This window comes from Luteolibacter ambystomatis (genome assembly GCF_018137965.1).
Classification (GTDB): domain Bacteria; phylum Verrucomicrobiota; class Verrucomicrobiia; order Verrucomicrobiales; family Akkermansiaceae; genus Luteolibacter; species Luteolibacter ambystomatis.
This window is the reverse complement of record NZ_CP073100.1, coordinates 4668518-4692286: the sequence shown is the minus strand read 5'-3', so window position 1 is coordinate 4692286 and position 23769 is coordinate 4668518. Positions and strand designations below refer to the sequence as shown.

19 protein-coding genes are annotated in these 23769 nt (G+C 61.2%); 9 read left to right on the top strand and 10 right to left on the bottom strand.

Translation table 11 applies throughout. The features are described from left to right. Positions 1-154 precede the first annotated feature (154 nt). The 3 genes from KBB96_RS18200 to KBB96_RS18190 form a co-directional block, all read right to left on the bottom strand. The gene (locus tag KBB96_RS18200; protein WP_211630919.1) at positions 155-2053 is read right to left on the bottom strand and encodes a beta strand repeat-containing protein; all 1899 of its coding nucleotides are present in this window, start codon (positions 2051-2053) and stop codon (positions 155-157) included. A gap of 188 nt (positions 2054-2241) precedes the next feature. After that, on the bottom strand, positions 2242-2931 hold the full coding sequence (locus KBB96_RS18195) for a 3D domain-containing protein (protein WP_226373580.1): 690 nt from the start codon (positions 2929-2931) through the stop codon (positions 2242-2244). Between the two features lie 417 nt (positions 2932-3348). After that, on the bottom strand, positions 3349-4503 hold the full coding sequence (locus KBB96_RS18190) for a helix-turn-helix domain-containing protein (RefSeq protein ID WP_211630918.1): 1155 nt from the start codon (positions 4501-4503) through the stop codon (positions 3349-3351). A gap of 188 nt (positions 4504-4691) precedes the next feature. Between KBB96_RS18190 and KBB96_RS18185 the strand changes: the two genes are divergently transcribed. The 7 genes from KBB96_RS18185 (at position 4692) to KBB96_RS18155 (ending at position 15538) form a co-directional block, all read left to right on the top strand. Beyond that, positions 4692-6065: an L-serine ammonia-lyase gene (locus tag KBB96_RS18185; protein WP_211630917.1), complete on the top strand. Its 1374-nt coding sequence runs from the start codon at positions 4692-4694 to the stop codon at positions 6063-6065. 274 nt (positions 6066-6339) lie between these two features. Then, entirely contained in the window at positions 6340-7665 is a 1326-nt protein-coding gene (gene chrA / locus KBB96_RS18180) for a chromate efflux transporter (protein ID WP_211630916.1), read from the top strand. Positions 7666-7775: 110 nt separating this feature from the next. Continuing rightward, positions 7776-8639, top strand: a complete 864-nt coding sequence (locus KBB96_RS18175; protein ID WP_211630915.1) for a GIY-YIG nuclease family protein — start codon at positions 7776-7778, stop codon at positions 8637-8639. A gap of 81 nt (positions 8640-8720) precedes the next feature. Next, positions 8721-10403, top strand: coding sequence for a class I SAM-dependent DNA methyltransferase (locus tag KBB96_RS18170; RefSeq protein WP_211630914.1), 1683 nt, complete (start codon positions 8721-8723; stop codon positions 10401-10403). Continuing rightward, positions 10384-11085, top strand: a complete 702-nt coding sequence (locus KBB96_RS18165; RefSeq protein ID WP_211630913.1) for a restriction endonuclease subunit S — start codon at positions 10384-10386, stop codon at positions 11083-11085. Before KBB96_RS18170 ends, KBB96_RS18165 begins: the two co-directional genes overlap by 20 nt. Before the next feature lie 101 nt (positions 11086-11186). Then, the gene (locus KBB96_RS18160) at positions 11187-12305 is read left to right on the top strand and encodes a hypothetical protein (RefSeq protein ID WP_211630912.1); all 1119 of its coding nucleotides are present in this window, start codon (positions 11187-11189) and stop codon (positions 12303-12305) included. Between the two features lie 26 nt (positions 12306-12331). Then, positions 12332-15538: a type I restriction endonuclease subunit R gene (locus KBB96_RS18155; RefSeq protein ID WP_211630911.1), complete on the top strand. Its 3207-nt coding sequence runs from the start codon at positions 12332-12334 to the stop codon at positions 15536-15538. Positions 15539-15556: 18 nt separating this feature from the next. Here KBB96_RS18155 and miaB read toward each other — a convergent pair whose 3' ends face one another. Continuing rightward, positions 15557-16927, bottom strand: a complete 1371-nt coding sequence (gene miaB / locus KBB96_RS18150; protein WP_211630910.1) for a tRNA (N6-isopentenyl adenosine(37)-C2)-methylthiotransferase MiaB — start codon at positions 16925-16927, stop codon at positions 15557-15559. An 84-nt stretch (positions 16928-17011) separates the two neighbouring features. Beyond that, the gene (gene fdhD, locus KBB96_RS18145; protein WP_211630909.1) at positions 17012-17782 is read right to left on the bottom strand and encodes a formate dehydrogenase accessory sulfurtransferase FdhD; all 771 of its coding nucleotides are present in this window, start codon (positions 17780-17782) and stop codon (positions 17012-17014) included. 60 nt (positions 17783-17842) lie between these two features. Between fdhD and KBB96_RS18140 the strand changes: the two genes are divergently transcribed. Together KBB96_RS18140 and KBB96_RS18135 are read left to right on the top strand one after the other, a co-directional pair. Beyond that, on the top strand, positions 17843-18475 hold the full coding sequence (locus KBB96_RS18140) for a TVP38/TMEM64 family protein (protein ID WP_211630908.1): 633 nt from the start codon (positions 17843-17845) through the stop codon (positions 18473-18475). 74 nt (positions 18476-18549) lie between these two features. Continuing rightward, the gene (locus tag KBB96_RS18135; RefSeq protein WP_211630907.1) at positions 18550-19101 is read left to right on the top strand and encodes a plasmid pRiA4b ORF-3 family protein; all 552 of its coding nucleotides are present in this window, start codon (positions 18550-18552) and stop codon (positions 19099-19101) included. A 12-nt stretch (positions 19102-19113) separates the two neighbouring features. On the opposite strand, the gene mpl is transcribed toward KBB96_RS18135, so the two are convergent. From mpl to KBB96_RS18110, 5 genes are all read right to left on the bottom strand, one after another. Further along, positions 19114-20517, bottom strand: coding sequence for a UDP-N-acetylmuramate:L-alanyl-gamma-D-glutamyl-meso-diaminopimelate ligase (gene mpl, locus KBB96_RS18130; protein WP_211630906.1), 1404 nt, complete (start codon positions 20515-20517; stop codon positions 19114-19116). A gap of 137 nt (positions 20518-20654) precedes the next feature. Beyond that, positions 20655-20876, bottom strand: coding sequence for a hypothetical protein (locus KBB96_RS18125; protein ID WP_211630905.1), 222 nt, complete (start codon positions 20874-20876; stop codon positions 20655-20657). A 12-nt stretch (positions 20877-20888) separates the two neighbouring features. Next, a complete protein-coding gene (locus tag KBB96_RS18120; protein ID WP_211630904.1) occupies positions 20889-21770 on the bottom strand; it encodes a haloacid dehalogenase-like hydrolase in 882 nt (293 codons plus the stop codon). 63 nt (positions 21771-21833) lie between these two features. Next, entirely contained in the window at positions 21834-22784 is a 951-nt protein-coding gene (locus KBB96_RS18115) for a tetratricopeptide repeat protein (protein WP_211630903.1), read from the bottom strand. Positions 22785-22862: 78 nt separating this feature from the next. After that, positions 22863-23762 carry a TIGR01777 family oxidoreductase gene (locus tag KBB96_RS18110; RefSeq protein ID WP_211630902.1) on the bottom strand — a complete coding sequence of 300 codons (900 nt, stop codon included), beginning with the start codon at positions 23760-23762 and terminating at the stop codon, positions 22863-22865. Between the last annotated feature and the right edge of the window lie 7 nt (positions 23763-23769).

Below are 23769 nucleotides of genomic sequence, written 5' to 3'. Positions count from 1 at the left end.
TTTCGGCCCTCTGGCAAGGGAAACGGCGCGAACCGGCTGCAACAATCTTGCCAAGTGGTCGGATTTCGACGGTTTGAGCGGGAAAAATCCCCCCGCCCTTCGTAAAAACCGGCCCGTCCCGGGCAGTGATGCCCGGCCGCCCGGGAACGCTTTTTCAGTTCCGGCGGCGGCGCAACAGCGCCAGTAGGCCGAGCCCGCCCAGCACGGCGGCGGCGGGTTCGGGGACCGCTTGGAGCGCGACATCGTTGCCGCCGGTCATGGTCTGGCCCACGCTGTCGGCAAAATAGCTGATGCGGAAATCCTGGCCGCCGACGTTGAAGATCGCGTTGTTTGCCAGACCGCTGAAAGTGCCGGTCACCACGTCCACACCATCATTGGCGAGAATGAAAAGCATGTCCCCGTTCACCGGGGTGTAGCCGAGGCTGGCGCTGAGAGCACCAGCCAGCGAGACGGTGCCAGTCACGGTGATCTGGTCGTATTGGGTGCCTGCGGCAGTGCCATTCAGATCCAAGGACAAAGTGCTGCCGGATTGGAGATTCACCGTTCCGGTCGCCAGCGCGCCCACGAGCGCATCTCCCCCCACGGTGCCGCCGCTGGACACGGTCAACGAACCAATGGTGCCGGTGCCGGAAAGAGCCGCGCCATTGCCGACCGTGAAAGCGCTGCTGGCGGCACTCCCACCCATGACCATTCTACCCGCATCCACGGTGGTCGCACCGTTGTAGTCGTTCACTCCAGCCAGCGTCATCGTGCCGCTGCCGGTCTTCGTCAGCGTGCCCGTTCCGGAGATGCCGTTGGAGACCGTGAAACTGTTCGAGCGGTTGAACACCAGAGCGCCGTTGTTCGTCACCGTACCGCCGCCGAGGCTGCCAGTGGTGCCACCACTGCCGATGGTGACCTTGCCGCTGTCGATGGTGGTGCCGCCGGTGTAGGTGTTATCGGCACCGAGCACCACATCCCCGGCTCCGGTTTTGCGCATGCCGGAAGTGCCGGCCAGTACGGAGTTGATCGTAGCAACGTGGCCGGAGGTAACCACGTTCACCGCCGGCGTGCCGCTGCCGGAGTCCAAAAGAGTGATGGTGTTGTTCTGAAGCGTGTAGCCGTTCACGCTGAACTGGAGACCGGATGTCTTCACGCCGGAGGACGCCACACTCACAGTGCCCGCGGTGCCCGCGAAGACCGCTTTCTGGCCGTTGCCCGCCGAAGCATCCACCCAGTGGAGGAAGGTGGTGTTTCCGCTGTTGGAGAAACGGCTCTGGGTGGTGGTGTCCCACGTACCCGTGCCGCCGGTGCCGGCGGTCTTGCCATTGGCATCCCACGTCAGATCAACCGCGGAGGAGCTGGTGAAGCCACCGGTCGCCAGATCGGAGCGGGTGTCGCTCTGGGTGTAGTTGTCGACGTTGGCGATCGCGGCACGGTAGGCGGCGGTGGTCATGCCGGTGCGGACGCCGGAGTAGTCTGCGTTGTCGAAGTTGCCGGAGTCGAGATTCAGATCCTGGCCGCTGATGGCGGTGGGGAGATAGGACGTGTTCGAATCGGCTGTGCCGCTGGAAAGCCAGTTCGTATCCGCGATGTTGAATCCATAGAGCAGCGTGCGCCCGGACATGGAGGTTCCGGTATTGGTCACCGCAGCCCCCTGATAGATGAAGACCTGGTCGCCGCTGGCGGAGATGCCGCTGAGGCTGCCGCTCTTGGTGCCGGTGAAGGTTCCTCCATTGACCAAGGTGGTGCCAGCGTCCTCCACCCGGATCACCGTACCCGCGGTGAGGCCGCTGGTGAAGGTGAGCGACATGTCCGTCTCCGTGCCGAGCAGGCCGTTGGAGGCGTTGGTGAAGCTCTGGTCCATGAAGCGGATCACCGTGCCCGCGCTGATGTCCTTCCACAGCACGAAGGTGAACGAATCGTTCGCATCCGAGGTGACACCGGTGATCTGGATGTCTCCGGTGGCGAGCGAGGTTTGGGCGTGGGCCGACATCATCGCGCCAGCGGTGAAGGCCATCACGATGAGGAAAGAAGGCACGGACGTGCCACGGAAGTGGGAGGGGAGGAACATGGCGGCGGGGGACCGGGAACACGCCTAGATGAGTGATCCGGAACCTTTTCCGCCATGAGTTCTTGGTGACCATCACGACACCTCGCAACAACCGGTATGAACGCCACGCGAACCCGTTTCCCGCAAAAACAAAAACCGCGGTCCCGATCCGGAACCGCGGCTTTTGAAAACGTTTGAATGTATCCGCTTCAGCCCTTGTTGGAAGAGCCGCCCTTGGTGGAGGCGAGGTCCGGACGCTGGCGGACGATGTTCGCGAGCATCGAGCGGCAGTGCTGGTAGCCGGTGCGCTGGGCGAGGATCTCCTTGCTCCGGGTGAAGGAACCCCACTGCACGATGGTGATCTCCACATTGCGGCGGCCCCACTGGTTCATGCTTTCACCGGTCGGGGTGAAGATGTCGATGGTGCCGGTGCCGGTCAGGGCCGAACCGTAGTCATCCACAACGTAGAGGTAGGGAAGACCGGCGATGCGGAACACGGTGCCCACCGGGTAGAAGGACCAGTCGGCGGCGGCGCTGCGCACGCGGTTGGTGTAGCGGAGCGGAGTGCCGGTGGCATTCGAGCTGCCATAGACGAGGTGATCGCTTTCGTTCGGATGATAGGCGGTGGTGCGGACGAGGCGGTTGCGCTCGCTGAATGCATACACCGGCATGCCGTGCTTGTCCTTGGTGTGGGACGAAGCGGCGGCCATCACGGAAGCGGACGGAGCGGCGATGGGCAGGCTTTCGGTCGTACCAAAGCCAAGGGCCCAGCCGGAGGAAGAGGAAGATTTCTTGATCGAGTTCTTCGAGAGAACGTTGATGCCGGGTTTGGAGGCGCAGCTTGAGAAAAGGGAAGCCACCGCGACGAGGGCAGCAAGCGGAAGGAGTCTTTGGCGCATGCGGTTCGGGAGTGGGATAGTGGTGTTGGGACAGCGTCTCACCGGAGACTGGCGCATTAAGCGGGCACTCCATCCGTGTGGCAACCTGAAAATCCAACGGTTAGGACTCTCCTTGAAAGATCTTAAGCATTTCCCAAATGCCCTGTGAAACCAACATTCCGGGTCTCCTCAGACGCCTCAGCGGGTTGCATGCCGCATTCTAACAGTGCGATCCGCGCCGCCGGAACCCCTTTGAAAGCAGGGTTTGCAGAGACACCGGCCGGGACGGGTGGAAATCTGTTAGCCGGTCATGGGCGACAGCCCCTCCGCGCGCTGCAATCCTTCTAACAGCAAGGATTCCGTGCATTTTGCCCCGATTCATCGAAGGCACTTTTGCGCAAAATAGGTGCGCAATATTTGAAATCCAGACTTCGGAAATTACGTAGATCCACCTGAGGCCCGGAATGCCGCCGGGCTGGCATCCGTCTCGCGCTTGAAGGCGGTGGAGAAGTAGTGGACCGACGAATAACCACAAGCCTCCGCGATGACCCCGATCCCGAGCGGCGTGGAACGCAGCAGCTTCTTCGCCTCCTCCATGCGGCGGCGGGTGAGAGCCTCATGGATGCTCATGTGCATCTCGCGGCGGAAGCGTTCCTCCAGGCTGCGTCTTCCCACGGCGGCGAGCCGGGCCAGCTCATCCACCTTCAGCTCGGAGGCAAAGCGTTCGCGGATCAAATGCAGCACCTTCGCCACCGCCGGGTCCTTCGCCAACGGACAGCCGGTGCTGTCCCGGCGGGTCACCCCTACCGGCGGGATGTGATGAACCGCTGCGGCGAGCGCCTCGCCTAACAAGTGCTGGTGCAGCAACTGGGCGGCGAAGTAACCCTGCTGCCAACTGTCCGGGTCCACCGTGGTGATCGGAACGGGAGCCATCTCCGCGGTGCCCTGAACGTCCTTCTGGATCACGACGATGGAGAAATCCTCCGGCACGCGGAAGCCGCGGCGCTTCAACTCCACCTGAAGCGAATAGGTGAATCCGGCGTGCGCGAGGAAGAGCCCCACCGGCTTCGGCATTTCCTCCAGCAAGTCCACATAGGCCGATACACGCTCATTGAAGTGCGCGGGGCTCACGGGGCTCTGCGCCATCCTCCGGGCGGGCTCCGGATCGATCACCTTCCGGCCACGGGCATGCGCCGCCTCGATGAAGCCATCGCAACTTTCCTGATCGATATTGCGCGGGCTGGTACGAAGCACGGCCAGGCTGTGAACACCGGTCGCCACCAGTTCTTCAAAGGCCAACATGCCGCAGGCACGGAAATCCGCAGTGACCACCGGCAGCCCGGGCGGTGCCTGCGCCATGGGTGCCATCAGGACGGTTGGCAACTCCAAGGAAAGCACCCGGTCCGCCAGTTCCGGCATGTTCACCACCTCCGTGATGACCGCGCTCCATGCCGGATGATCCCCCATCCAATCACCGCGCACGAACCACCGCGGGTCGATCTCCACGCCATGGGCACGACCGTAGGCGGCGGCTCCCTCCGCGACGCCCGCGCGGAAGTAATCCGAAACCAGCCCGATTCTCAGCGTGGTCACACCCGTGACGGTGACGGAGGGTTCGGGACATCGGAAGAGAAAAGCGAAGGAACCTGCCGCTGTTGCAGTTCACTTTTGGTGCATTCTTCTTTGAATAACCGCGAATTCGACCTGAGCAGCATCCGCCATTTGACAGCAGGCTCCCGGTCGCCTTCACATCTCCCGGCTTTGTTCGTTGCCCGCCCGCCATGCCCTCCGCCCTAGACATGTTCACCATCGGGATCGGCCCCTCGTCGTCCCACACCGTCGGCCCGATGCACGCCGCGCGCGAATTCGTGCTCGATCTGCAGAAACGCGGACTTGCCGGCCAGGTCGCGCGCGTGCGCTGCGACACCTACGGTTCGCTCGCCGCCACCGGCAAGGGCCACGGCACCGACAAGGCGCTCATCCTCGGTTTCCTCGGGCAGGACCCCGAGTTCGTGGATGTGGATGCCATCGAAGGACTGCTCGCGGAGGTCGCCACCTCCGGTTCGCTGACGCTGCCGTGGGGCACGGTGATCCCATTCAACGCGAAGGAGGATCTCGATTTCAAGCGCCTCAAGCCGCTGCCGCTGCATCCGAACGGCATGCACTTCCAGGCCTACGATGCTGCGGGCGCGTTGGTCGGGGAAAACATCATCTATTCGCTCGGCGGTGGCTTCATCGCCGCGGAGGCGGATCTGAAGGCGGCGGTGCCGGAGGACGACAGCGCCCTGCCCTATCCCTTCACCTGTGCCGCGGAACTGATGCAGCACTGCGAGCAACAGCGCTTTTCCATCTCCTGCCTCGCGCTGGCGAATGAGAACGCCCGCCGCCCGGAAGCAGAGACGCGCGCGCGCCTCGATGCGGTGTGGGCTGCCATGCAGAGCTGCGTGAAACGCGGCTGCACCCAGGAAGGCATCCTCCCCGGCGGCCTCAAGGTGAAACGCCGCGCCGCCACCATCTTCGACAATCTCTGCGCCAAGCCCGAGGCGGCGCTTTCCGATCCGCTCACCATCCTCGATTGGGTGAACCTCTACGCGCTGGCCGTGAATGAGGAGAACGCCGCCGGTGGCCGCGTGGTCACCGCGCCCACCAATGGAGCGGCGGGCATCATTCCCGCGGTGCTGCACTACGCGGTACGCTTCAAGCACTCGCCCTATCCGGATGGCGTGCATCGTTTCCTGCTCACCGCCGCCGCGATCGGCCTGCTCTACAAGCGCAATGCCTCCATCTCCGGCGCGGAAGCCGGTTGCCAGGGCGAAGTCGGCGTCGCCTGCTCGATGGCCGCCGCCGGTCTCGCCGAATATCTCGGTGCCACGCCGAAGCAGGTCGAGAATGCCGCCGAGATCGGCATGGAGCACAACCTCGGCCTGACCTGCGATCCGGTCGGCGGCCTGGTGCAGATCCCCTGCATCGAACGCAATGCCATGGCCTCCGTGAAAGCCATCAACGCCGCACGTCTCGCGATGGCGGGCGATGGCTCGCACTTCGTCTCCCTCGACAAGGTCATCAAGACCATGCGCGACACCGGCCGCGACATGAAGTCGAAGTATAAGGAAACCTCCCGCGGCGGCCTCGCCGTGAACGTGGTGGAGTGCTGAGGCCGTGGCGGCGGTTTTTAACCGCCAAGCCTCTAATTCCAAATCTCCTGCCCAACGCGACGCCTAGGACTACGTGCCCATTAATCACAGATTTTAAGGATTACGCTGATTACACAGATTGATGGAAGAAAGGGACGGGCTTCGAACCCCTGCTCTGAAAAATCCGCGTAATCTGTGAAATCTGTGGTCCTTCATCTCCCCTCATCTGCCGTTACATTTCCGTCTCACGGTTCAATCCGCTCCAGACTGGACAGCCATGCGATCCTCGCGGCGGATGACTGCTCCCGCGACGAACGAAACCAACCCGCGACCCGCGCCACCAACCTTCGGTGAAGCGCTGCGGTTCTGGTGGAAGCTCGGCTGGATCAGCTTCGGCGGTCCTGCAGGACAAATCGCGATCATGCATCGTGAGATCGTCGAGCGCCGCCGCTGGTTGTCCGAGGATCATTTCCTCCACGCGCTCAACTTCTGCATGCTGCTGCCCGGCCCGGAAGCCCAGCAGCTCGCGACCTATCTCGGCTGGCGGCTCCATGGGGCGAAGGGCGGCATCGCGGCCGGAGCGTTGTTTGTGATCCCCTCCATCTTCATCCTGATGGGACTGAGCTGGCTGTATGTGACGGGCGCGAACGTCGCGTGGATCAACGGCCTCTTCTACGGCCTGACTGCAGCGGTGATCGCCATCGTGGCTTCGGCGGTGAAACGGATCGGCACGAAGGCCTTGAAGACTCCGGCGCTGTGGGCTCTCGCTCTCGCCTCGTTCATCGCGATCTTCTTTTTCAAGGTGTCCTTCGTGCTGATCATCCTGTCCGCCGCGTTGATCGGTTGGCTCGGCGGCAAACGCTTCCCCAATCAATTCCCCGCAGGCAAAGGCCACGCCCGGATGGCCGATATTGCTGAAGCAAGCTGCGTGGAACTCCCTCCACCCCCGGTCGCCAGCCGCCGCCGATCCCTGACCGTCGCCATGGTCTGCCTCACGCTATGGTGGCTGCCGATTCTCGCCGCCGGATGGCTCACGAATTGGAGCGGCATCCATTTTCAACAAGGTCTCTTCTTCAGCAAGGCCGCGCTCGTCACCGTCGGCGGCGCGTATGCCGTCCTGCCCTACGTTTCCCAAATGGCGGTGGAGCATCACGGCTGGCTCACCCAAAACCAGATGATGGCCGGACTGGGCCTCGCCGAAACCACACCGGGCCCGCTGATCATGGTGCTGCAATTCGTCGGCTTCGTCTCCGCCTGGCAACACCCCGGCAACCTCTCCTCCCCGGTCGCCGCCGTGCTTGGCGCGTTGATCACCACCTGGTCCACCTTCCTGCCCTGCTTCCTCTTCGTCTTCCTCGGCGCTCCCCACGTCGACCACCTGCGCCAGCGCCCCGCCGTCGCCACCACGCTGACCGCCGTCACCGCCGCCGTGGTCGGCGTGATCCTCAACCTCGCCATCTGGTTCTCCCTCCACGCCATCCATCCGGAACCGGGGCGCTACGATTGGTTCATCGCTACGGTTGGACTCAGTGCCTGGTTCGCCATGGAACGTTTCAAGGTCGGAGTGATTCCGGTTCTCGGTGCCTGTGCGGCCTTCGGTATGATCTGGAAACTCCTGTGAGTGTCCATGCAAGGCGCCCTTCCGTGGGAAAAGACATATCCGCCCAGACTATTTTTCTTCCCGCCCCATACAGTTGGGGCAACGTGTCTTGTCTCTTCCTGCTCTGACACATGCTCCCCACGCCGAAAACCATCCAGATTTTCCTGCCAAGCGGAGATCCGCAGGGCATCCGCGTCGCGGAAATCACGACCCGCATCGTGCAGATCCTGGAGATCCCCCGCAGCCTTCTCGGAGACTTCCTCAAAATGCCGGAGAGCAGCCAGGTGGCGGTCTATTTCCTCTTCGGGGAAAGCGAGGACGGCGAGGACCAGAAGGTCTACATCGGGCAGACCGGCGACCTGCGCTCCCGCTTGGTCAACCACAACAAGGAAAAAGCCTTCTGGCAACGGGCCCTGGTGCTCATTTCCCGCACCAATAGCCTGACCCAGACCCACGGGCTGTTCTTGGAATGGAACTGCATCCAGATCGCCACCAAGGCTGGACGTTACACCCTTGAAAACGGAAACACCGGCAGCAAGCCCCACACCCCCGCCCCGCTGGAGGCCGATTGCCTGGAAATTTTCGAGACCGGTCAGGTCCTCCTCTCCACGCTCGGCTTTCCGCTGTTCGATCCGGTCGCGAAGCCCACCGCCAATCCAGCGACGGATGAAGTCTTCTTCTGCTCCGCCTCCGGAGCCAATGGCCGCGGCCTCTACACGCAGGAAGGCTTCGTCGTGCTGAAAGGCTCCACCGGCCGCCGGGAAAGCGTCCCCTCGATCGTAGGCACCGCCGGAGAACGCTTCCGCCTGCGCCTCATCGAGACCGGTGCCGTCCGTGCGGAGGGAGACTCCATCGTCTTCGAAAAGGACCATCTCTTCCGCTCCCCGAGCATGGCCGCGGTCGCCCTCATGGGACGAACCTCCAACGGCTGGATCGATTGGAAGACCAAGGACGGCAAGACGCTGGACGCCGTGAAGCGGCAGGCGGTTGGCTGACGTGGCATCCCGGCGGGCGCGAAATCCAGCCATTGACCCCCCATCCCGCGTTCTCTAACTTCCGGGTTAGCTTTCCGCATCATGCCCCCTTCCGACTCCCAATCTTTTCTCCGCGACCTCGATAAGAAGCTCTGGACCGCCGCCGACAAGCTCCGCTCCAATCTCGATGCCGCCGTTTACAAGCACGCGGTGCTCGGGCTGATCTTCCTCAAATACGTGTCGGACTCGTTCGCCCAGCGGCAGGCGGAGATCGAGGCGATGCTGAAGGATCCGGAAAACGACTTCTTCGTGGACCCGGCCGGCTACGACCAGCCCGCCAAGTATGACGAAGCGATCCACCAGGAGCTGGAGGAACGGGACTACTACATCGAGAAAAACGTCTTCTGGGTGCCGGCGCTGGCGCGGTGGCAGACCTTGCAGGACTCCGCCAAGCTTCCGGCGGGGACGGAGATCACCGTCAAGAACGGGAAAACCACCACGTACAAGATCACCTCCACCGGCAAGCTCATCGACGACGCGCTGGAGGCGGTGGAGAAGGAGAACCCGAAGCTCAAAAACGTCCTCAACAAGAACTACACCCAGCTCCAGATCGATCCGGCGAATCTCGCGGGGCTCATCGACCTCATCGCCACCATCCCGTTCCAGCACGCGGACCTTCACGCGAAGGACATCCTCGGCCACGTTTACGAATACTTCCTCGGCCAGTTCGCCCTGGCGGAGGGAAAGAAGGGCGGGCAGTACTTCACGCCCAAGTCCATCGTCAGCCTCATCGTGGAAATGATCGAGCCCTATCAGGGCCGCGTCTATGACCCGGCGATGGGCTCCGGCGGATTCTTTGTGCAATCCGAGCGCTTCATCGAGGAGCACGGCGGCACCATCGGCGACATCATGGTCTTCGGGCAGGAATCCAATCCCACCACCTGGCGGCTGGCGGCGATGAACATGGCCATCCGCGGCATTGACTTCGACTTCGGCAAGGAACCGGCGGACACCTTCACCCGCGACCAGCACCCGGACCTTCGCGCCGACTTCGTGATGGCGAACCCGCCGTTCAACGTTAAAGAATGGTGGAATTCAAAACTAGCCGATGACGTTCGATGGAAATACGGCACGCCCCCGAAAGGGAATGCCAATTTTGCCTGGATTCAGCATATGCTTCATCACCTCGCGCCAAACGGCATCGCTAGCTTTGTGCTCGCAAATGGGAGCATGTCGGCAAACCAATCAGGCGAAGGGGACATCCGTCGCCGTTTGATCGAGGCCGATATTGTGGATTGCATGGTTCAATTGCCGAGCCAGCTTTTCTATTCCACCTCGATTCCGGTATGTATTTGGTGCCTGGCAAAAAACAAAGGCGCTTCAAAGAAGAGAGGCACTGAGCGAAGAGGCGAAACCCTCTTTATTGACGCTCGTCGTTTGGGGCGGATGGTTGACCGTGTGCACAAAGAATTTACCGATGAGGATATTGCTATGGTGGCTGGTGCATATAGGCGGTGGCGTGGCAGCGATGAAGGCGAAGAGGAATACCGCGACATCCCTGGGTTCTGCAGTTCAGCTACTCTCAAAGAAATTGAATTTCACAAATTCGCTCTCGTTCCTGGGCGCTACGTTGGGTTCTCAGCGGAAGAGAAGCCAGACCTCACTCACATTGATTTGAAAACGGAACTGGAAGCTTTGGCTGCGCGACTTGAACAGATCACAATTTCCGCCACTCAAGCGTCTCAAACTCTATATTCTTTCGCAAATGGCAGCACCCCTATTTGATTGTCCTAAGGACTGGGAAAAAGCAACCTTGGAGCCTGACAAGTTCAAGGGGTTGATTGTTTCCGTGGCTACGGGCAGCACTCCAGCGACTACTGTCGATGAATATTGGGATGGTGACGTTCCTTGGCTTACTCCCAAAGAAATCACCGGCGACTTCAAAGGCCTCTACGTTTCAGCCACAGAAAGAAACATCACTTCAGAAGGATTGAAGAATTCTTCCGCGAAACTGCTGCCACCCGGTACGGTGATGCTTTCAAAACGTGCTCCGGTAGGCGCGGTTGCTGTCAATACAGTGCCCATGGCGACGAACCAAGGATTCATGAATTTTGTGTGTGGGCATAAACTCCGCCCTCTTTACCTAGCACTCTGGTTGAAAGCCAATATCACATACTTGGATCGAGTTGCCAACGGATCGACTTACCCTGAGCTTTATAAGAATGACCTTTTTGAATTTGAGATCTGTGCTCCAAGCGTCGAAACTCAAGACCAAATTGTAAACGCCATTCTTTCCCTGGAGTTCGCAATTTTATTGGGTGCTCCGCTTGAGCAAACTTCATCTGAACTGATCGAAACAAGAAGGATCAGAGGCGAAACAGCTCGACTAGATGCTGCTTGTTCGAGGCTCATTCCCCTGCTTCTTTCCGGACAGCTAGATCCGCGCGATTTTCAAAAATCGAAATAAAAATTCAGTATATGCCAACTCTTTGCGGTGAGAATAATTGTAGGTTGCTTGAGGGACATTCTGGGAGTCATTCTGAGTTTCCAACAAAGGCTTGGGATTTCATGACCGAAAAGGATCGAAATAAGCTGGCAAAAGCTGGGTTTGCTACACCAAGGGGAGGAGCTAAAGGAGCATATCAAAATCACGTGGTTCGATCCAATCGGGTAATCGTTCCTTTCGAAAAACTCGGTGTGGTGCCTCTTGACGAATTCAGGGATGGATACGTGGTGAGGCTCTTTCCTGATCAGTATTTCCAATCTCGGGGATTACCAAAGCGTGAGTTTGTCGCTGAGGACGCTCCTGTGAAGGTGGGTGAAAACGCATTTATCCTTTACGGCAGTCACGCAGCACTTGCTGACTTTCCTCCCATTCCGGGTTGGAGGGTGAGGAGATTACTTCAAGATGGAGTTGAGGTGGCTAAGAGGCGTGGAGTGGTGACCGATGATGGACACTATGTACTCCGAATTCCTAAGCTTGGGAGAAACCCCAAACGAGTCGAAGGCCCTCCTCAAGGGATATTTGCTCCTGAATATGCCCATGAAGAAGCTAACTTTCTGAGCAAGTGTGTTCTCGCATGGCTCATTATTCACTCTGTTCATAGCCCCTATACAACTCACCAAGCCTCTCACTTGAGGGAAATATTGCGTTCTGAAGGGCTTTTAAGCGACCGGCAATGGGAAAGCAGGGGGGTGATGCGGCATGCCCTTACTGCGTGTCCCCTGTGTACCAGATTCATCAGGTATGGTGAATTGCACGACATGTTAGCGCTCGACGAAGAGGACGCACTTGAGAACGCTGGCTTACAGGTTGAGGGAGCGACTCGTTCCACGATCGTGAACCTGTTCCATCTGGAACCACTTCGCTACGACCGCCTGGATCACGTCGCCTCATCGGTTGCTTGGGGGCACGCGACTTGCAACACGAAGCTAGGGCAACGCAAGTGCTATTCAATAGAAGAACTAATTGAACAGGGTGCTAAGGTTGGACTCATTCTTGAAGACACAGTCGAGACGTTTGGGTGGCTCAGTCCTGGGTGGGAGATGCTTCGCTCTGCTCGTGGAGCAGTTTGGATAAGGATCTGTCCTGATCGAGGAGAAGGCGTCGACGAAGGTCCTTTGGGGCCGCCAGCTCAAGAGGAGCATACCCTATTCGATCAACTGGATGGAACTCAGATCGGCTAGTTGCAGCCGCTGTCTGATATAATAATATGATCACCGAAGGCCAACTCGAACAGCTTGCCATCCAGTGGTTCAAGGACACCGGGTGGACTTGCGTCCACGGCGCGGTGATCGCGCCGGAAGGCGTGGCTGCGGAGCGAGAGGATTTCCGGGCGGTGGTCTTGAAGGGGTGCTTGGCGGAGGCGGTAAGGCGCTTGAACCCGAAGCTGCCGGAATCCGCGGTGGAAGAGGTGGTGCATGTGGTGACGAAGCCGGAGCATCCGTCGCTGGTGCAGAACAACCGGACCTTTCACCGCTACCTGATGGACGGGGTGCTGGTGGAGTTCACCAACGCGCAGGGAGAGAAGGAGGCGGATCATGCGCAGTTGGTCGATTTCACCCGGGCGAAGGCGAATGATTTCCTGGTGGTGAACCAGTTCACGATCACGGGGACGAAGAAGCCGAGGCGGCCGGATCTGGTGTGCTTCGTGAACGGGCTGCCGCTGGGATTGATCGAGCTGAAGAATCCGGCGGACCAGCAGGCGGACGTGTGGAAGGCATTCGACCAACTCCAGACCTATCAGGCGGAGATTTCCGATCTGCTGGTGTTCAACGAGGCGCTGGTGGTGAGCGACGGGATGAACGCGCGGCTGGGATCGCTGACGGCGAGCAAGGAGTGGTTCATGCCATGGCGGACGATCCTAAACCAAAACGACCGACCACAGGTGGAATTCGAGCTGGAGAAGATGGTGCGCGGGTTTTTCCAACCGGATCTGTTTCTGGACTACATACGGTATTTCATTCTCTTCGAGCAGGACGGAGGCGGGTTGATCAAGAAGATCGCGGGCTATCACCAGTTCCATGGGGTGCGCGAGGCGGTGCGGGTGACTCTGATCGCCGCGGCCGGAGAAGATGGCACGAAGTTAAAGGAGGATCGAATGCCCTATGGTAAGGAGGTGGTGCCGGGATCGAAGAAGGCGGGCGTCTTCTGGCACACGCAGGGGAGCGGCAAGAGCATCTCGATGTGCTGCTACGCCGGGAAGCTGCTGCAACAGCCGGAGATGAACAACCCGACGCTGGTGGTGGTGACGGATCGCAATGATCTGGATGGCCAGCTATACCAGCAGTTTTGCAGCGCTAAGGATTTGCTGAAGCAGACGCCGGAGCAGGCGGAGAGCCGCGAGCAGCTCCGCGAGATGCTGGCCTCCCGGAAGTCCGGCGGAATTATTTTCACGACGATCCAGAAGTTTTCGCTGGAAGGCGCGGAGGAGGATCATCCGGTGCTGTGCGAGCGGACGAACGTGGTGGTGATCTCGGATGAGGCGCATCGCTCGCAGTACGGGACGAAGGGCCGGCTGGACACCAGGACGGGGAAGTACGTTTACGGCTATGCGAAGCACATGCGGGATGCGCTGCCGGGTGCGTCGTTCATCGGCTTCACCGGTACGCCGATCGAGAAGGCGGATGCGAACACGCAGGAGACCTTCGGCGGTTACGTGTCGATCTACGACATCGAGGACGCGAAGGAGGACAAGGCGACGGTGCCGATCTATTACGAAAGCCGCCTGGCGAAGCTGGACATCAACCGGGAGGAGATCGACCGGCTGAACCAGGACGTGGAGGAGGTGATCGAGGACGAGGAGGATGTTTCCGCGAGGGAGAGCACCAAGGGCAAGTGGGCGGAGCTGGCGAAGCTGGTGGGCGCGAAGGAACGCGTGGAGGAGATCGCCGCGGATCTGGTGGAGCACTACGAGACACGGACGAGCGTGCTGGAAGGCAAGGCGATGGTGGTGGCGATGAGCCGGGACATTTGCGTGAGCCTCTTCGATGAGATCATCCGGCTGCGCCCGGAGTGGGCGGGCACGAAGCTGACGAAGGACGGCAAGGACATCGGCTGGAATCCCGAGGATGGCGCGATCCGGATCGTGATGACAGGCACGGCCTCGGACAGGCCGGGCTTGCAGGATCATGTGTACAGCAAGGGCCAGAAGAAGCGGCTGGCGAAGCGGTTCAAGGATGCGAAGGATCCGCTGAAGCTCGTGATCGTGCGGGACATGTGGCTGACGGGATTCGACGCGCCGTGCTGCCACACGATGTATGTGGACAAGCCGATGGCGGGCCACAACCTGATGCAGGCGATCGCGCGGGTGAACCGGGTGTTCGCCGGTAAGGAAGGCGGGCTGGTGGTGGATTACATCGGGATCGCGGCGGAGCTGAAGAACGCGCTGAAGACCTACACCGATGCGAAGGGCAAGGGCACGCCGACCTTGAGGGCGGAGAAGGCGCTGGAGGTCCTGTTGGAAAAGCTGGATGTGTTGCGCGGGCTCTTCCATGGCTTCGACTACAGCAAGTTCGAAGGGACACCGGCGGAGGTGCTGGCGCTGCTGCCGGCGGCGGCGAACCACATCCTCGGCCTGGGCGACAAGAACGAGATCAACGGCAAGAAGCGGTTCCTCGATGCGATGGCGGCGGCGAACGTGGCTTATTCGCTGTGCTCGACGCTGGACGGGGCCAAGGATCTCAAGAAGGAGCTGGCGTTTCTATCCGCCATCAGCGCGGTGCTGCGGAAATTCGACGGCGTGAACAAGAAGCGTGGCGCGGACCAAAAGCACAGCGCACTGAAGCAGATCCTAGACAACGCAGTGCAGGCGGAAGATGTGCAGGACATTTTCAAGATGGCCGGACTGGAGCGGCCGAACATCGGGCTGCTATCCGACGCATTTCTGGAAGACGTGCGGCGGATGGAGAAGAAGAACCTGGCGGTGGAACTGTTGGAGCGCTTGTTGCAAGGAAAGATCAAGGCACAGACGCGGACGAACCTGGTGCAGGAAAAGAAGTATAGCGACCGCCTGATCGAGGCGCTGCGGAAGTATCACAACCGGATGATCGAGAGCTCGCAGGTGATCGAGGAGATGATCCAGATGGCGAAGGACATGCAGGAGGCGATGCTGCGCCACGAGGAGTTGGGCCTGAATTCCGATGAGGAGGCGTTTTACGATGCGCTGGCAGATCGTCCGGAGGTGCTGCTGAGCATGGGCGACGCGACCTTGAAGAAGCTGGCCAGCGAACTGACGGAGAAGCTGCGGAACAGCACGACGGTGGACTGGCAGTTCCGGGACAGCGTGCGGGCGAAGATGCGGATTCTTATCAGGCAGCTACTAAGGAAGTACAAGTATCCACCGGAAGGGTGTGAGGAGGCGATTGCGCTTGTTCTTAAACAGGCCGAGGCACTGGCGGATGATTGGACGGGCAACTGAGAAACGAGACCGAATTATTTAAATCACCGTACCATACAGCGTGAAGCCCGTGCTTTCCTCGACTTGGATGTCGAGGAGCTGGCCGGTGAGCTTGTGGGGGTCGCCTTCGAAGATGAGGATCTTGTTGTGGCTGGTGCGACCGTGGAGGCGCTCCTTGTTGTGCTTGGAGATGCCCTCGCAGAGGACCTGCTGGACGGTGCCGACGAGGGCATCGTTCTTGGCTCGGGCGAACTCGTTGACGACATCCAGTAGGCGCTGGTTGCGCTCTTCCTTCACCTTTTCCTCGAGCTGGCCGTCCATGATGGCGGCGGGTGTGTCCTTGCGCTTCGAGTAGCGGAAGACGAAGGCATTGTCGAATTCGAGGCGCTTCACGGTATCGACCGTGGCCTGGAAGTCTTCCTCGGTCTCGCCGGGGAAGCCGACGATGATGTCGGTGGTGATGGCGATGCCGGGGCGGGCGGCCTTCATCTTCTCGCAGATCTCGACGAACTTCTCGTTCTTGTACGGCCGGCGCATCAGTTTCAGGATGCGGTCGGAGCCGCTCTGCATCGGGAAGTGGATGTGCGAACAGAGCTTCGGCAGGTAGGTGAAGGCGGCGACGAGATCGTCGCGGTAGCCGATGGGGTGCGGCGAGGTGAAGCGGATGCGCTCGATGCCCGGCACCTCGTGCACGGCTTCCAGAAGCTGTACGAACGGGCTCTTGCCACCGACCTTCGGGAACTCGGTGCGGCCGTAGAGGTTCACGATCTGGCCGAGCAGGGTGATCTCGCGCATGCCGCGGTCGGCGAGGCGTTTCACTTCCTCCACGATGTCCTGGATCGGGCGGCCGCGTTCCTTGCCGCGGGTGTCCGGAACGATGCAGAAGGAGCAGCGCATGTTGCAGCCCTGCATGATGGAGACGAAGGCGGTGGCCTGGAGCTCCTTCGGGACGTGATCGCGGATGGCGTTCTGGGAGCCTTCCTCCTCGGCGGTATCGCAGACATTGGTGCCAATGAGCGACCACGCGGGATCGTCCATGCGGGTCTCCAGACGGCGCTGGAGGATGGCGTCCACGTATTCGAAGACCTTGTGATACTTCTGGGTGCCGACGACGACATCGAGGTGCGGCACGCGCTCGAACAGTTCCTCGCCGCGGGACTGCGCCATGCAACCCATGAAGCCATAGACGACGTGCGGCTTCTTGCGACGGTGCGCGCCCATCAGGCCCATCTTGCCGAGCGCCTTCTGCTCCGCCTGGTCGCGGACCGAGCAGGTGTTGATGAGGATGGCATCGGCATCCGCTTCGTCGGCGGTGACGGTGTAGCCGCCTTCGCTGAACATGCGCGCGACTTGTTCCGAGTCGCGCTCGTTCATCTGGCAACCGTACGTGCGGATGTGGACCTTTGGCATCGCGTGAGAGGGGCTGGGGCGCGGACGCTAGCCGCCGCGCCGCGGGCGATCAATCCGCAAAACCAGGCGTTAGAAGCCGTCCTTTCACCCGATCCGGAGCGGGTGGGTGTAGAGATTGAAGCGCGGCGGGCGCAGGAATCCGACCAGCGTCTGGTTCGCCCGCTCCGCAAACTCCACCGCCAGCGAGGACGGGGCGGAAACGGCGGCCACCACCCCCACCCGGGCCGCGAGCGCCTTTTGGACCAGCTCGAAGGACAACCGCCCGGAAACCATCAGAAAGCCCTCCGCCAGCGGTAATCCGGCCGCGATCCCCGCGCCGATCACCTTGTCCATGGCATTGTGGCGGCCCACGTCCTCCCGGATCAGCCCGAGCTCCCCCTCCGCCGTGAACCACGCGCAGGCGTGCAGACCGCCGGTGCGGGCGAAAACCGATTGCCGCTCCAGCATCCGCTCCGGAGCCGCCAACAGCGATGCGCGGGGAATGATTGGTCCCTCGGGCAACGGCGGGCTTTCGCCCATCACCGCCTCGATGGTGGCCTTTCCGCAGATCCCGCAGGAGGAGGCGCTGAAGAGGTTCCGCGAGAGCTTGGTGACGTCCCACTCGGTGTCATCGCGAAGAAAGACGTGGGCGTGGTTCGGACGGGCCTCCAGATCGAGCGCCCGCATTTCCTCGCCGTGGCGGAGGACGCCCTCAGTCCGGAGAAAGCCGCGGACCAGATCCGCATCGTCGCCGGGAGTGCGCATCAGCACGGCCACCGGATGGCCATCGACGGTGATCTGCAGCGGCTCCTCCACCGCCACGCGGTCGGGTGCCTCCCCGCCATCCGGGTGCCGCACGATCACTTCCTTGTCCATGGAGGGATTTGCGGCTAGGGATCGGGCCGTGCCAAGCCTTCTCCGAACGACTCTTCCGCGATGAACCGGATCGTGATCGTATTCCTGGTCTTCGCCGCGCTGGTGATCGGGGTGTGGTTGTTGTGGGGCGGCAGGTTTGAGGAAACATTCGGTTTTGACGCCACGGTGGCATGGTTGCGGGCGCGGCCCGGTTGGGGCGGTCTGGCAGGCGCGGGCTTGCTGGTGTCCGATCTGCTGCTGCCGGTTCCCGGGACCGTGGTGATGTCCGCGCTCGGGTATGTGTATGGCGTGGTGGCGGGTGGTTTGTTCGCGGTGGCGGGATCGGTGGGTGCGGGCATCGCGGGCTATGGCGTCGGGCGCTTGATGCCGGAGAAAGTCGCGCGGCGGTGGATTGGTGAGGGGGATTTCGAGAGAAGCCGGAGGCTCTTCAGCGGCGGAGGCGGGTGGATGATCGCGCTTTCGCGGGCGCTGCCGGTGCTGCCGGAGGCGCTGTCATGTACGGCGGGCGTCGTACGAATGCCGTTCGGGCGGTTCGTGGTCGCGGTGGCCTGTGGCAGCGTGCCGACGGGATTGATCTTCGCCGGAATCGGAGCGGCGGGCCAACAAGCTCCCGGCTGGGCGATGGTTCTCAGTCTGGTGATTCCAGTGCTGTTGTGGCTGGGCGCGAGGCCGTTGTTGAAACAAGCGCGATAATATCTTTCGCGCCGGAAAATCACGTAGGTCCCGCGGACTTGCAGAACGCACTTCAAATCCGGTAGGCTTCCGCCGTGAGTGCCGCGCGATACGTCATCAAGGTCTTCCTCTATCAGATCACCCCGCAGATCTGGCGGAGCTTCTCGATCTCGGAAGATGCGACTTTCCGCGATCTCCACGAGGCGATCCAGGACGCGATGGGCTGGGAGGCGAAGCACCCGCACGAGTTCCGCCACGGCAAGGGCAAGCGCCTTGTCGATGTGATCGGTCCGGTCGGCCTGCAGGAGCTGGTTCCCGGTGAGTTCCAGGACGAACTCGGCATCACCATCAAGCAGTTCATCGGCCGCCAGCGGCCGCCGGTGCGCATCCTCTACCGCTATGACTTCGCGGACGAATGGATCCACGAGGTGGTCTTCGAGAAGAAGATCGAGGGTGAAGCAGGCGGACCGGAAATGATCGGCGGCGACCGCGCGTGCCCGCCGGAGGATTTCGGCGGTGCCTTCGCCTTCATGCAGGCGCTGGCCGGAGACATCGAGTGGATGAACCCCGGCTACGATCCGATCCCCTTCGATCCGAAGAAGGTGAAATTCGGCGCACGCCAGCGCGGCACGAAGCGGAAGAAATAAGCAGCGCGCTCCTCAGACCGGAGCGCCTTCCTTGAGCGACTCCAGCAGCTTGCCATGGATGCCGCCAAAGCCGCCGTTGCTGAGCACGGCCACGGTGTCACCCGGACGGGCTTCCGCCGCGACGATGGAGACGATCTCATCCACCGTCTGCACATAACGGCCATGGCCGCCATGACGACCGATGTCGGCAGCGAGCTTGTCCGGATCGAGGCGGTCGTTTTCCGGCACCTTATGAAGATCCGGCACCGCCGCCACGACCGCGAAGTCCGGCAACGCGAGTGCTTCGGCGAGTTCGTTTTGGAACACAGCACGCCGCGTGGTGTTCGAGCGCGGTTCGAAAAGCACCCACAGGCGGCCGCCGCCATTGTAGCGCTGGCGCAGGCTCTGCACAGCCAGCTTGATTGCCGTCGGGTGGTGGGCGAAATCATCGATCACGCGCACTCCATTGACCTCGCCACGGACTTCCTGACGGCGGGCCACGCCTTCGAAGGACGCGAGGCCCGCGCGGATCTCGGCGATGGTGAGACCGGCGAACTGACCGGACACCGTTGCCATGGCCGCATTGCGGACATTGAACTCGCCGGTCATCTGGATCGTGTAGCGTTCGCCATCGAGCGTGAACGAACTACCATCCCTATCGTAGGAAACCTCGAGGATCTGGTGATCGCAGGATGCGCCGAAACCAACGGTCTTCACCGGACAGGGCGCGTTGGCTGCGACCTCCAGGCAGTTCGCCTCATCGCCATTCACGAAGGCCACGCCGGTGCGGGGCACCACGTTGAGCAGGCGCTTGAAGGTCAGCTTGATCTCCTCGATCGAGTTGTAGATGTCAGCGTGGTCGAACTCGATGTTGTTCACCACCACGCATTCCGGCAGGTAGTGGAGGAACTTCGAACGCTTGTCGAAGAAGGCCGTGTCGTATTCGTCGCCTTCGAGCACGTTGAACTCGGAGGAAGTGAAGTAGGCGCCCTGGCCGAGGTTCTTCGGCAGGCCGCCGATAAGGAATCCCGGATCACGGCCCGCGTTCCGCAGCAGCCAGGCCAGCATCGAGGTGGTGGTGGTCTTGCCGTGGGTGCCGGAGACGACGAAGTTCCGCTTTCCGCGCAGGAAGTACTCCTTCAGCACCTCCGGAAGGGACATGTAGAGCAGCTTGCGGTCGAGCGCGGCCTCGGCCTCCGGATTGCCGCGGGAGATCGCGTTGCCGATCACGATCACGTCGGCATCGGCGGGGAGGTTTTCCGAGCGGTAGCCCTCGGTGATGGTGATGCCCTGGTTCCGGAGGAAGTCGGACATCGGCGGATAGACATTCGTGTCCGAGCCGGTGATGGTGTAGCCGCGCTGTTTCATGGCGGCGGCGACCGCGCCCATGGCGGTGCCGCAGACGCCGGTGAAGTGGAATCGTTTCTTTTCGGACACGTGGAAATTCTCGGTAATGGGATGGATGAAAATCGGCCGCCTTTGCGTCGCGCGGGCCGGTTCAGGCCATCTTTCCCGCGGATGTCCCGCCGTCAATCATCCGTTCGTCACCAAGGCCTAACAACCCGTCGCTGGCTCTATTTCGGGCCACGACTGCCGGTATTCCGCCCGATCAGGCATCCTACCAACAGGCTCAAGGACACCACGCTCAGCAGTTGCAACTTCAATGAAATGGCTGAGTCCGGCACGCGCCCCCCTGCAAATCCCGTGGTGAGATAGTCGACTTGGGAGAAAAAGCGGAACACCCAGTAGCCAAGGGCAGCCACCCAGAAGATTGCGAAAATCCAAACAGCCTTCATGATTCCGGAAGTTCAGAACGTCGGCGCCGCCACGGTGCTCTTCTCCCGCTCCTCGATCCGGCGGTAGAGGATGCGGTCCGCCATTTCCCGGACCATTTCCGAAAGCAGCAGCCACAGGTGGGAGCCCTGGCGGTAGTCGGCCGGAGCGATGTGCTTCACCCGCCCGGCGTGGGTGGAAAGCTGGAAGCACTTCCGGAAACTGCGGCCTGTGGCGTCCTCCGGATTGTAAACGGCGATGGCATTTCCGCCATTCTTGTTCATCACGGTGAAGCACGGCACATCCGTCGGACCGTCTCCGACATAGACCATGTTTTCAAAAGGGATCGGCCGCTGGTCATGGGGCATGTGGTCGTTCACATCCTGGTCGTAGCGGAGCATGCCCTTGTTGATGCGGAAGAGGAACTGGGTCTTGGTGGTGTGGGAAATGGCGCGTTTCGGGAAGCTGATGCGGCCCTCGCTGTCCTCGCCGAATTCACAGCCGAAAATCGATTTCACGAACGGCTCCAGGCGGGAGCCATCGAGCAGGGCCTTCAGGCCGGAGGAGACGATGTAGTGCTCGATCTTGATGCCCGCCAGCTCGTGCTCCGGTGTCAGGACCGCCTTTGGCAATTCCGTGAACACCTCCGGCAGTCCCGGGTAAAAGCGCAGGCCCGCGCCCAGCTCGGAAAGCCGCGCGTTCGAGACATTGTCCATGCCGAGGTAATCCAAGAGGCACTTCATGTAGGCCAGCTCGCCGTCCCACTTCTGCTCGCTGACGAGTGCGTTGCACTTTTTCCAGAACTGCGCCGGATCGATGCCGAACTCCGGAAACAACACGTCATCCTGCATGTAGCGGGGGCTGAGGGTCTGATCGTAGTCATAGACCAGAGCGATGACGTTTTGCGGGGCGGCCATGGCGCTAGAAAACGGGAAAGCCGCACGCGGGGCAAGAGCGGGGAGCCATCCGCCGTGCGGCCTTCACGGTTTCAAATACTCCCGGGTGAATTCCGCGGAGGCATCCTTCCCTGCCTTGATCCAGGCGACTTCGTCATCGTGGGTCGCTCCCGCAAGCTTTTGACCCCTCTGAAGTCCCTTTTTCAAATCCTTCGCTTCCGAAGCCGGATTGAATGAACTGACGGTCCTGCCAATCGCATTGATCTTCTCCACCAGCGCCTTTTTCTCCGGAGCCGGCACGCGGCTGGCGGCGTGAAGATAGGCCTGGCAGGCGAGGTGGATGGCGTTCTTGTTTCCCGCCCCCTGGCAGAGGATGTCTCCAAGCGCTTCCAGCAGTAGCGGATTGTCGAAGTCCGCGAATCTCATCATGCCCGATACCCCCTTGAGTGCGTTCAGACGGGAGACTTCATCCATGACGAGTTCGGGCTCCTCGCCCGGTTCCGCTTCCTTTTTCAACACGAACGCCGCGAAGCCGGATGCCAGCAGCGTTTCCACCTTTTGAACCGGAGGAGCAGCCGGTTTTCCCGCCAACACCCATTCGACCAACCAACGCTGATACTTCTCCCGCCCGAAATGGGCATCGGGATTGACGGCCAACGCTTTGTCGATCCACACCAGCGACTGTTGGAGATCTCCGGCATAGATCCAAAAAGTTCCGAGGTTGGAGTAGGTCTCATACAGGCCCGGTTTGATCTTCTCCTTGGCCATCATCGTGGCGATCGCCGCCTTTTGATCGCCAAGCTTGTGCTGGGCCACGGCGAGATCGTCGTAGAGTGCCGCCTGCGACGGATCCTTCGCCAGCTGCTGCTCGCAGTTTCCTTTTCTCCAAGTGTAGAAATCGGTCGAGTGACGGGGGAAATTCCCGGTGATGACATCCTCTATCTCGGGAAACCGCGAGTTCTCCGCATCCAAGGTATCCCGGTCCCAAAGGCAGGCTGAAACCTGATGGATACCGGCGGACCAGAAAAAAACCACGCCAGCAAAAATCGAAAAACCCCTCTGGTTCACCCTCCGGATTTAATCCGATGACAAAGTGGTGTCAACGAACGCCCCTCAGCGTTCGCCAAGGAGATCCACCAATGCCTCCTCCAAAGTCGGAAACCGGAAGCGGAATCCCGAGTGGTCCAATCCGGCGGGGACCGCCCGCTGGCCCCCCAGCATCGCTTCCGCGAATTCGCCGAGCGCCAGCTTCAGCGCAAAACCCGGCACCGGTAGGAAGGCGGGCCGGTGCAATGCGGCGGCGAATTTCCGGGTGAATTCGGCGTTCCTCTCCGGATGCGGGGCCACAAGATTGAGAGGCCCGGAAAGGACTGGAGAACGGAGGGCATGAAGGATCGCCTCCACCTCGTCGTGCAGATGAATCCACGGCATCCACTGGCGGCCGGAACCCAATTTTCCCCCAAGCCCGAGCCGGAAGATCGTCCGGAGCTTGTCGAAGGCCGCTCCACCCGCACCGAGAACCACACCGGTGCGGAGCAGCACCACCCGGACCCCCAGCGTTTCCGCCCCGCGGGCCGCGGCCTCCCAGTCCACGCAGACGCGGGCGAGGTAATCCGCGCCTTGCGGGGAGGTTTCGTCCAAGAAGGTATCCCCGCCATCGCCATAGACCCCGATCCCGGAGCCATTGACCAGCACCTGCGGTCGCACCGCCGGATCGAGCCCGCGGAGATGTTCCACCAGACGCCGGGTCAGACCAGTCCGGCTGTCCTCGATGGCACGCCGGTTTTTCTCCGTCCACCGGCAATCCACCCGGTGGCCGGACAAGTTCACCACCGCCCGGTGGCCGGATAGATCCAGGGATCCGAAGGTCTGCCAGCGGCCGACGCCATCCACCCGCGAATCCGGGGAACGGCTGACTCCGGTCACCCGGATGCCCTCGGAAGCCAACCGGGCCGCCAAGTGCCTGCCGATGAAGCCGGTGGCACCGAAAATGGCGACAGGAGCACTTTCCATGAACGGG

Coding starts and splice junctions, on each gene's coding strand:
- KBB96_RS18200 (WP_211630919.1), bottom strand. CDS start 2,053: ATGTTCCTCCCCTCCCACTTCCGTGGCACGTCCGTGCCTTCTTTCCTC.
- KBB96_RS18195 (WP_226373580.1), bottom strand. CDS start 2,931: ATGCGCCAAAGACTCCTTCCGCTTGCTGCCCTCGTCGCGGTGGCTTCC.
- KBB96_RS18185 (WP_211630917.1), top strand. CDS start 4,692: ATGCCCTCCGCCCTAGACATGTTCACCATCGGGATCGGCCCCTCGTCG.
- chrA (WP_211630916.1), top strand. CDS start 6,340: ATGACTGCTCCCGCGACGAACGAAACCAACCCGCGACCCGCGCCACCA.
- KBB96_RS18175 (WP_211630915.1), top strand. CDS start 7,776: ATGCTCCCCACGCCGAAAACCATCCAGATTTTCCTGCCAAGCGGAGAT.
- KBB96_RS18170 (WP_211630914.1), top strand. CDS start 8,721: ATGCCCCCTTCCGACTCCCAATCTTTTCTCCGCGACCTCGATAAGAAG.
- KBB96_RS18165 (WP_211630913.1), top strand. CDS start 10,384: ATGGCAGCACCCCTATTTGATTGTCCTAAGGACTGGGAAAAAGCAACC.
- KBB96_RS18160 (WP_211630912.1), top strand. CDS start 11,187: ATGACCGAAAAGGATCGAAATAAGCTGGCAAAAGCTGGGTTTGCTACA.
- KBB96_RS18155 (WP_211630911.1), top strand. CDS start 12,332: ATGATCACCGAAGGCCAACTCGAACAGCTTGCCATCCAGTGGTTCAAG.
- miaB (WP_211630910.1), bottom strand. CDS start 16,927: ATGCCAAAGGTCCACATCCGCACGTACGGTTGCCAGATGAACGAGCGC.
- fdhD (WP_211630909.1), bottom strand. CDS start 17,782: ATGGACAAGGAAGTGATCGTGCGGCACCCGGATGGCGGGGAGGCACCC.
- KBB96_RS18140 (WP_211630908.1), top strand. CDS start 17,843: ATGAACCGGATCGTGATCGTATTCCTGGTCTTCGCCGCGCTGGTGATC.
- KBB96_RS18125 (WP_211630905.1), bottom strand. CDS start 20,876: ATGAAGGCTGTTTGGATTTTCGCAATCTTCTGGGTGGCTGCCCTTGGC.
- KBB96_RS18120 (WP_211630904.1), bottom strand. CDS start 21,770: ATGGCCGCCCCGCAAAACGTCATCGCTCTGGTCTATGACTACGATCAG.
- KBB96_RS18110 (WP_211630902.1), bottom strand. CDS start 23,762: ATGGAAAGTGCTCCTGTCGCCATTTTCGGTGCCACCGGCTTCATCGGC.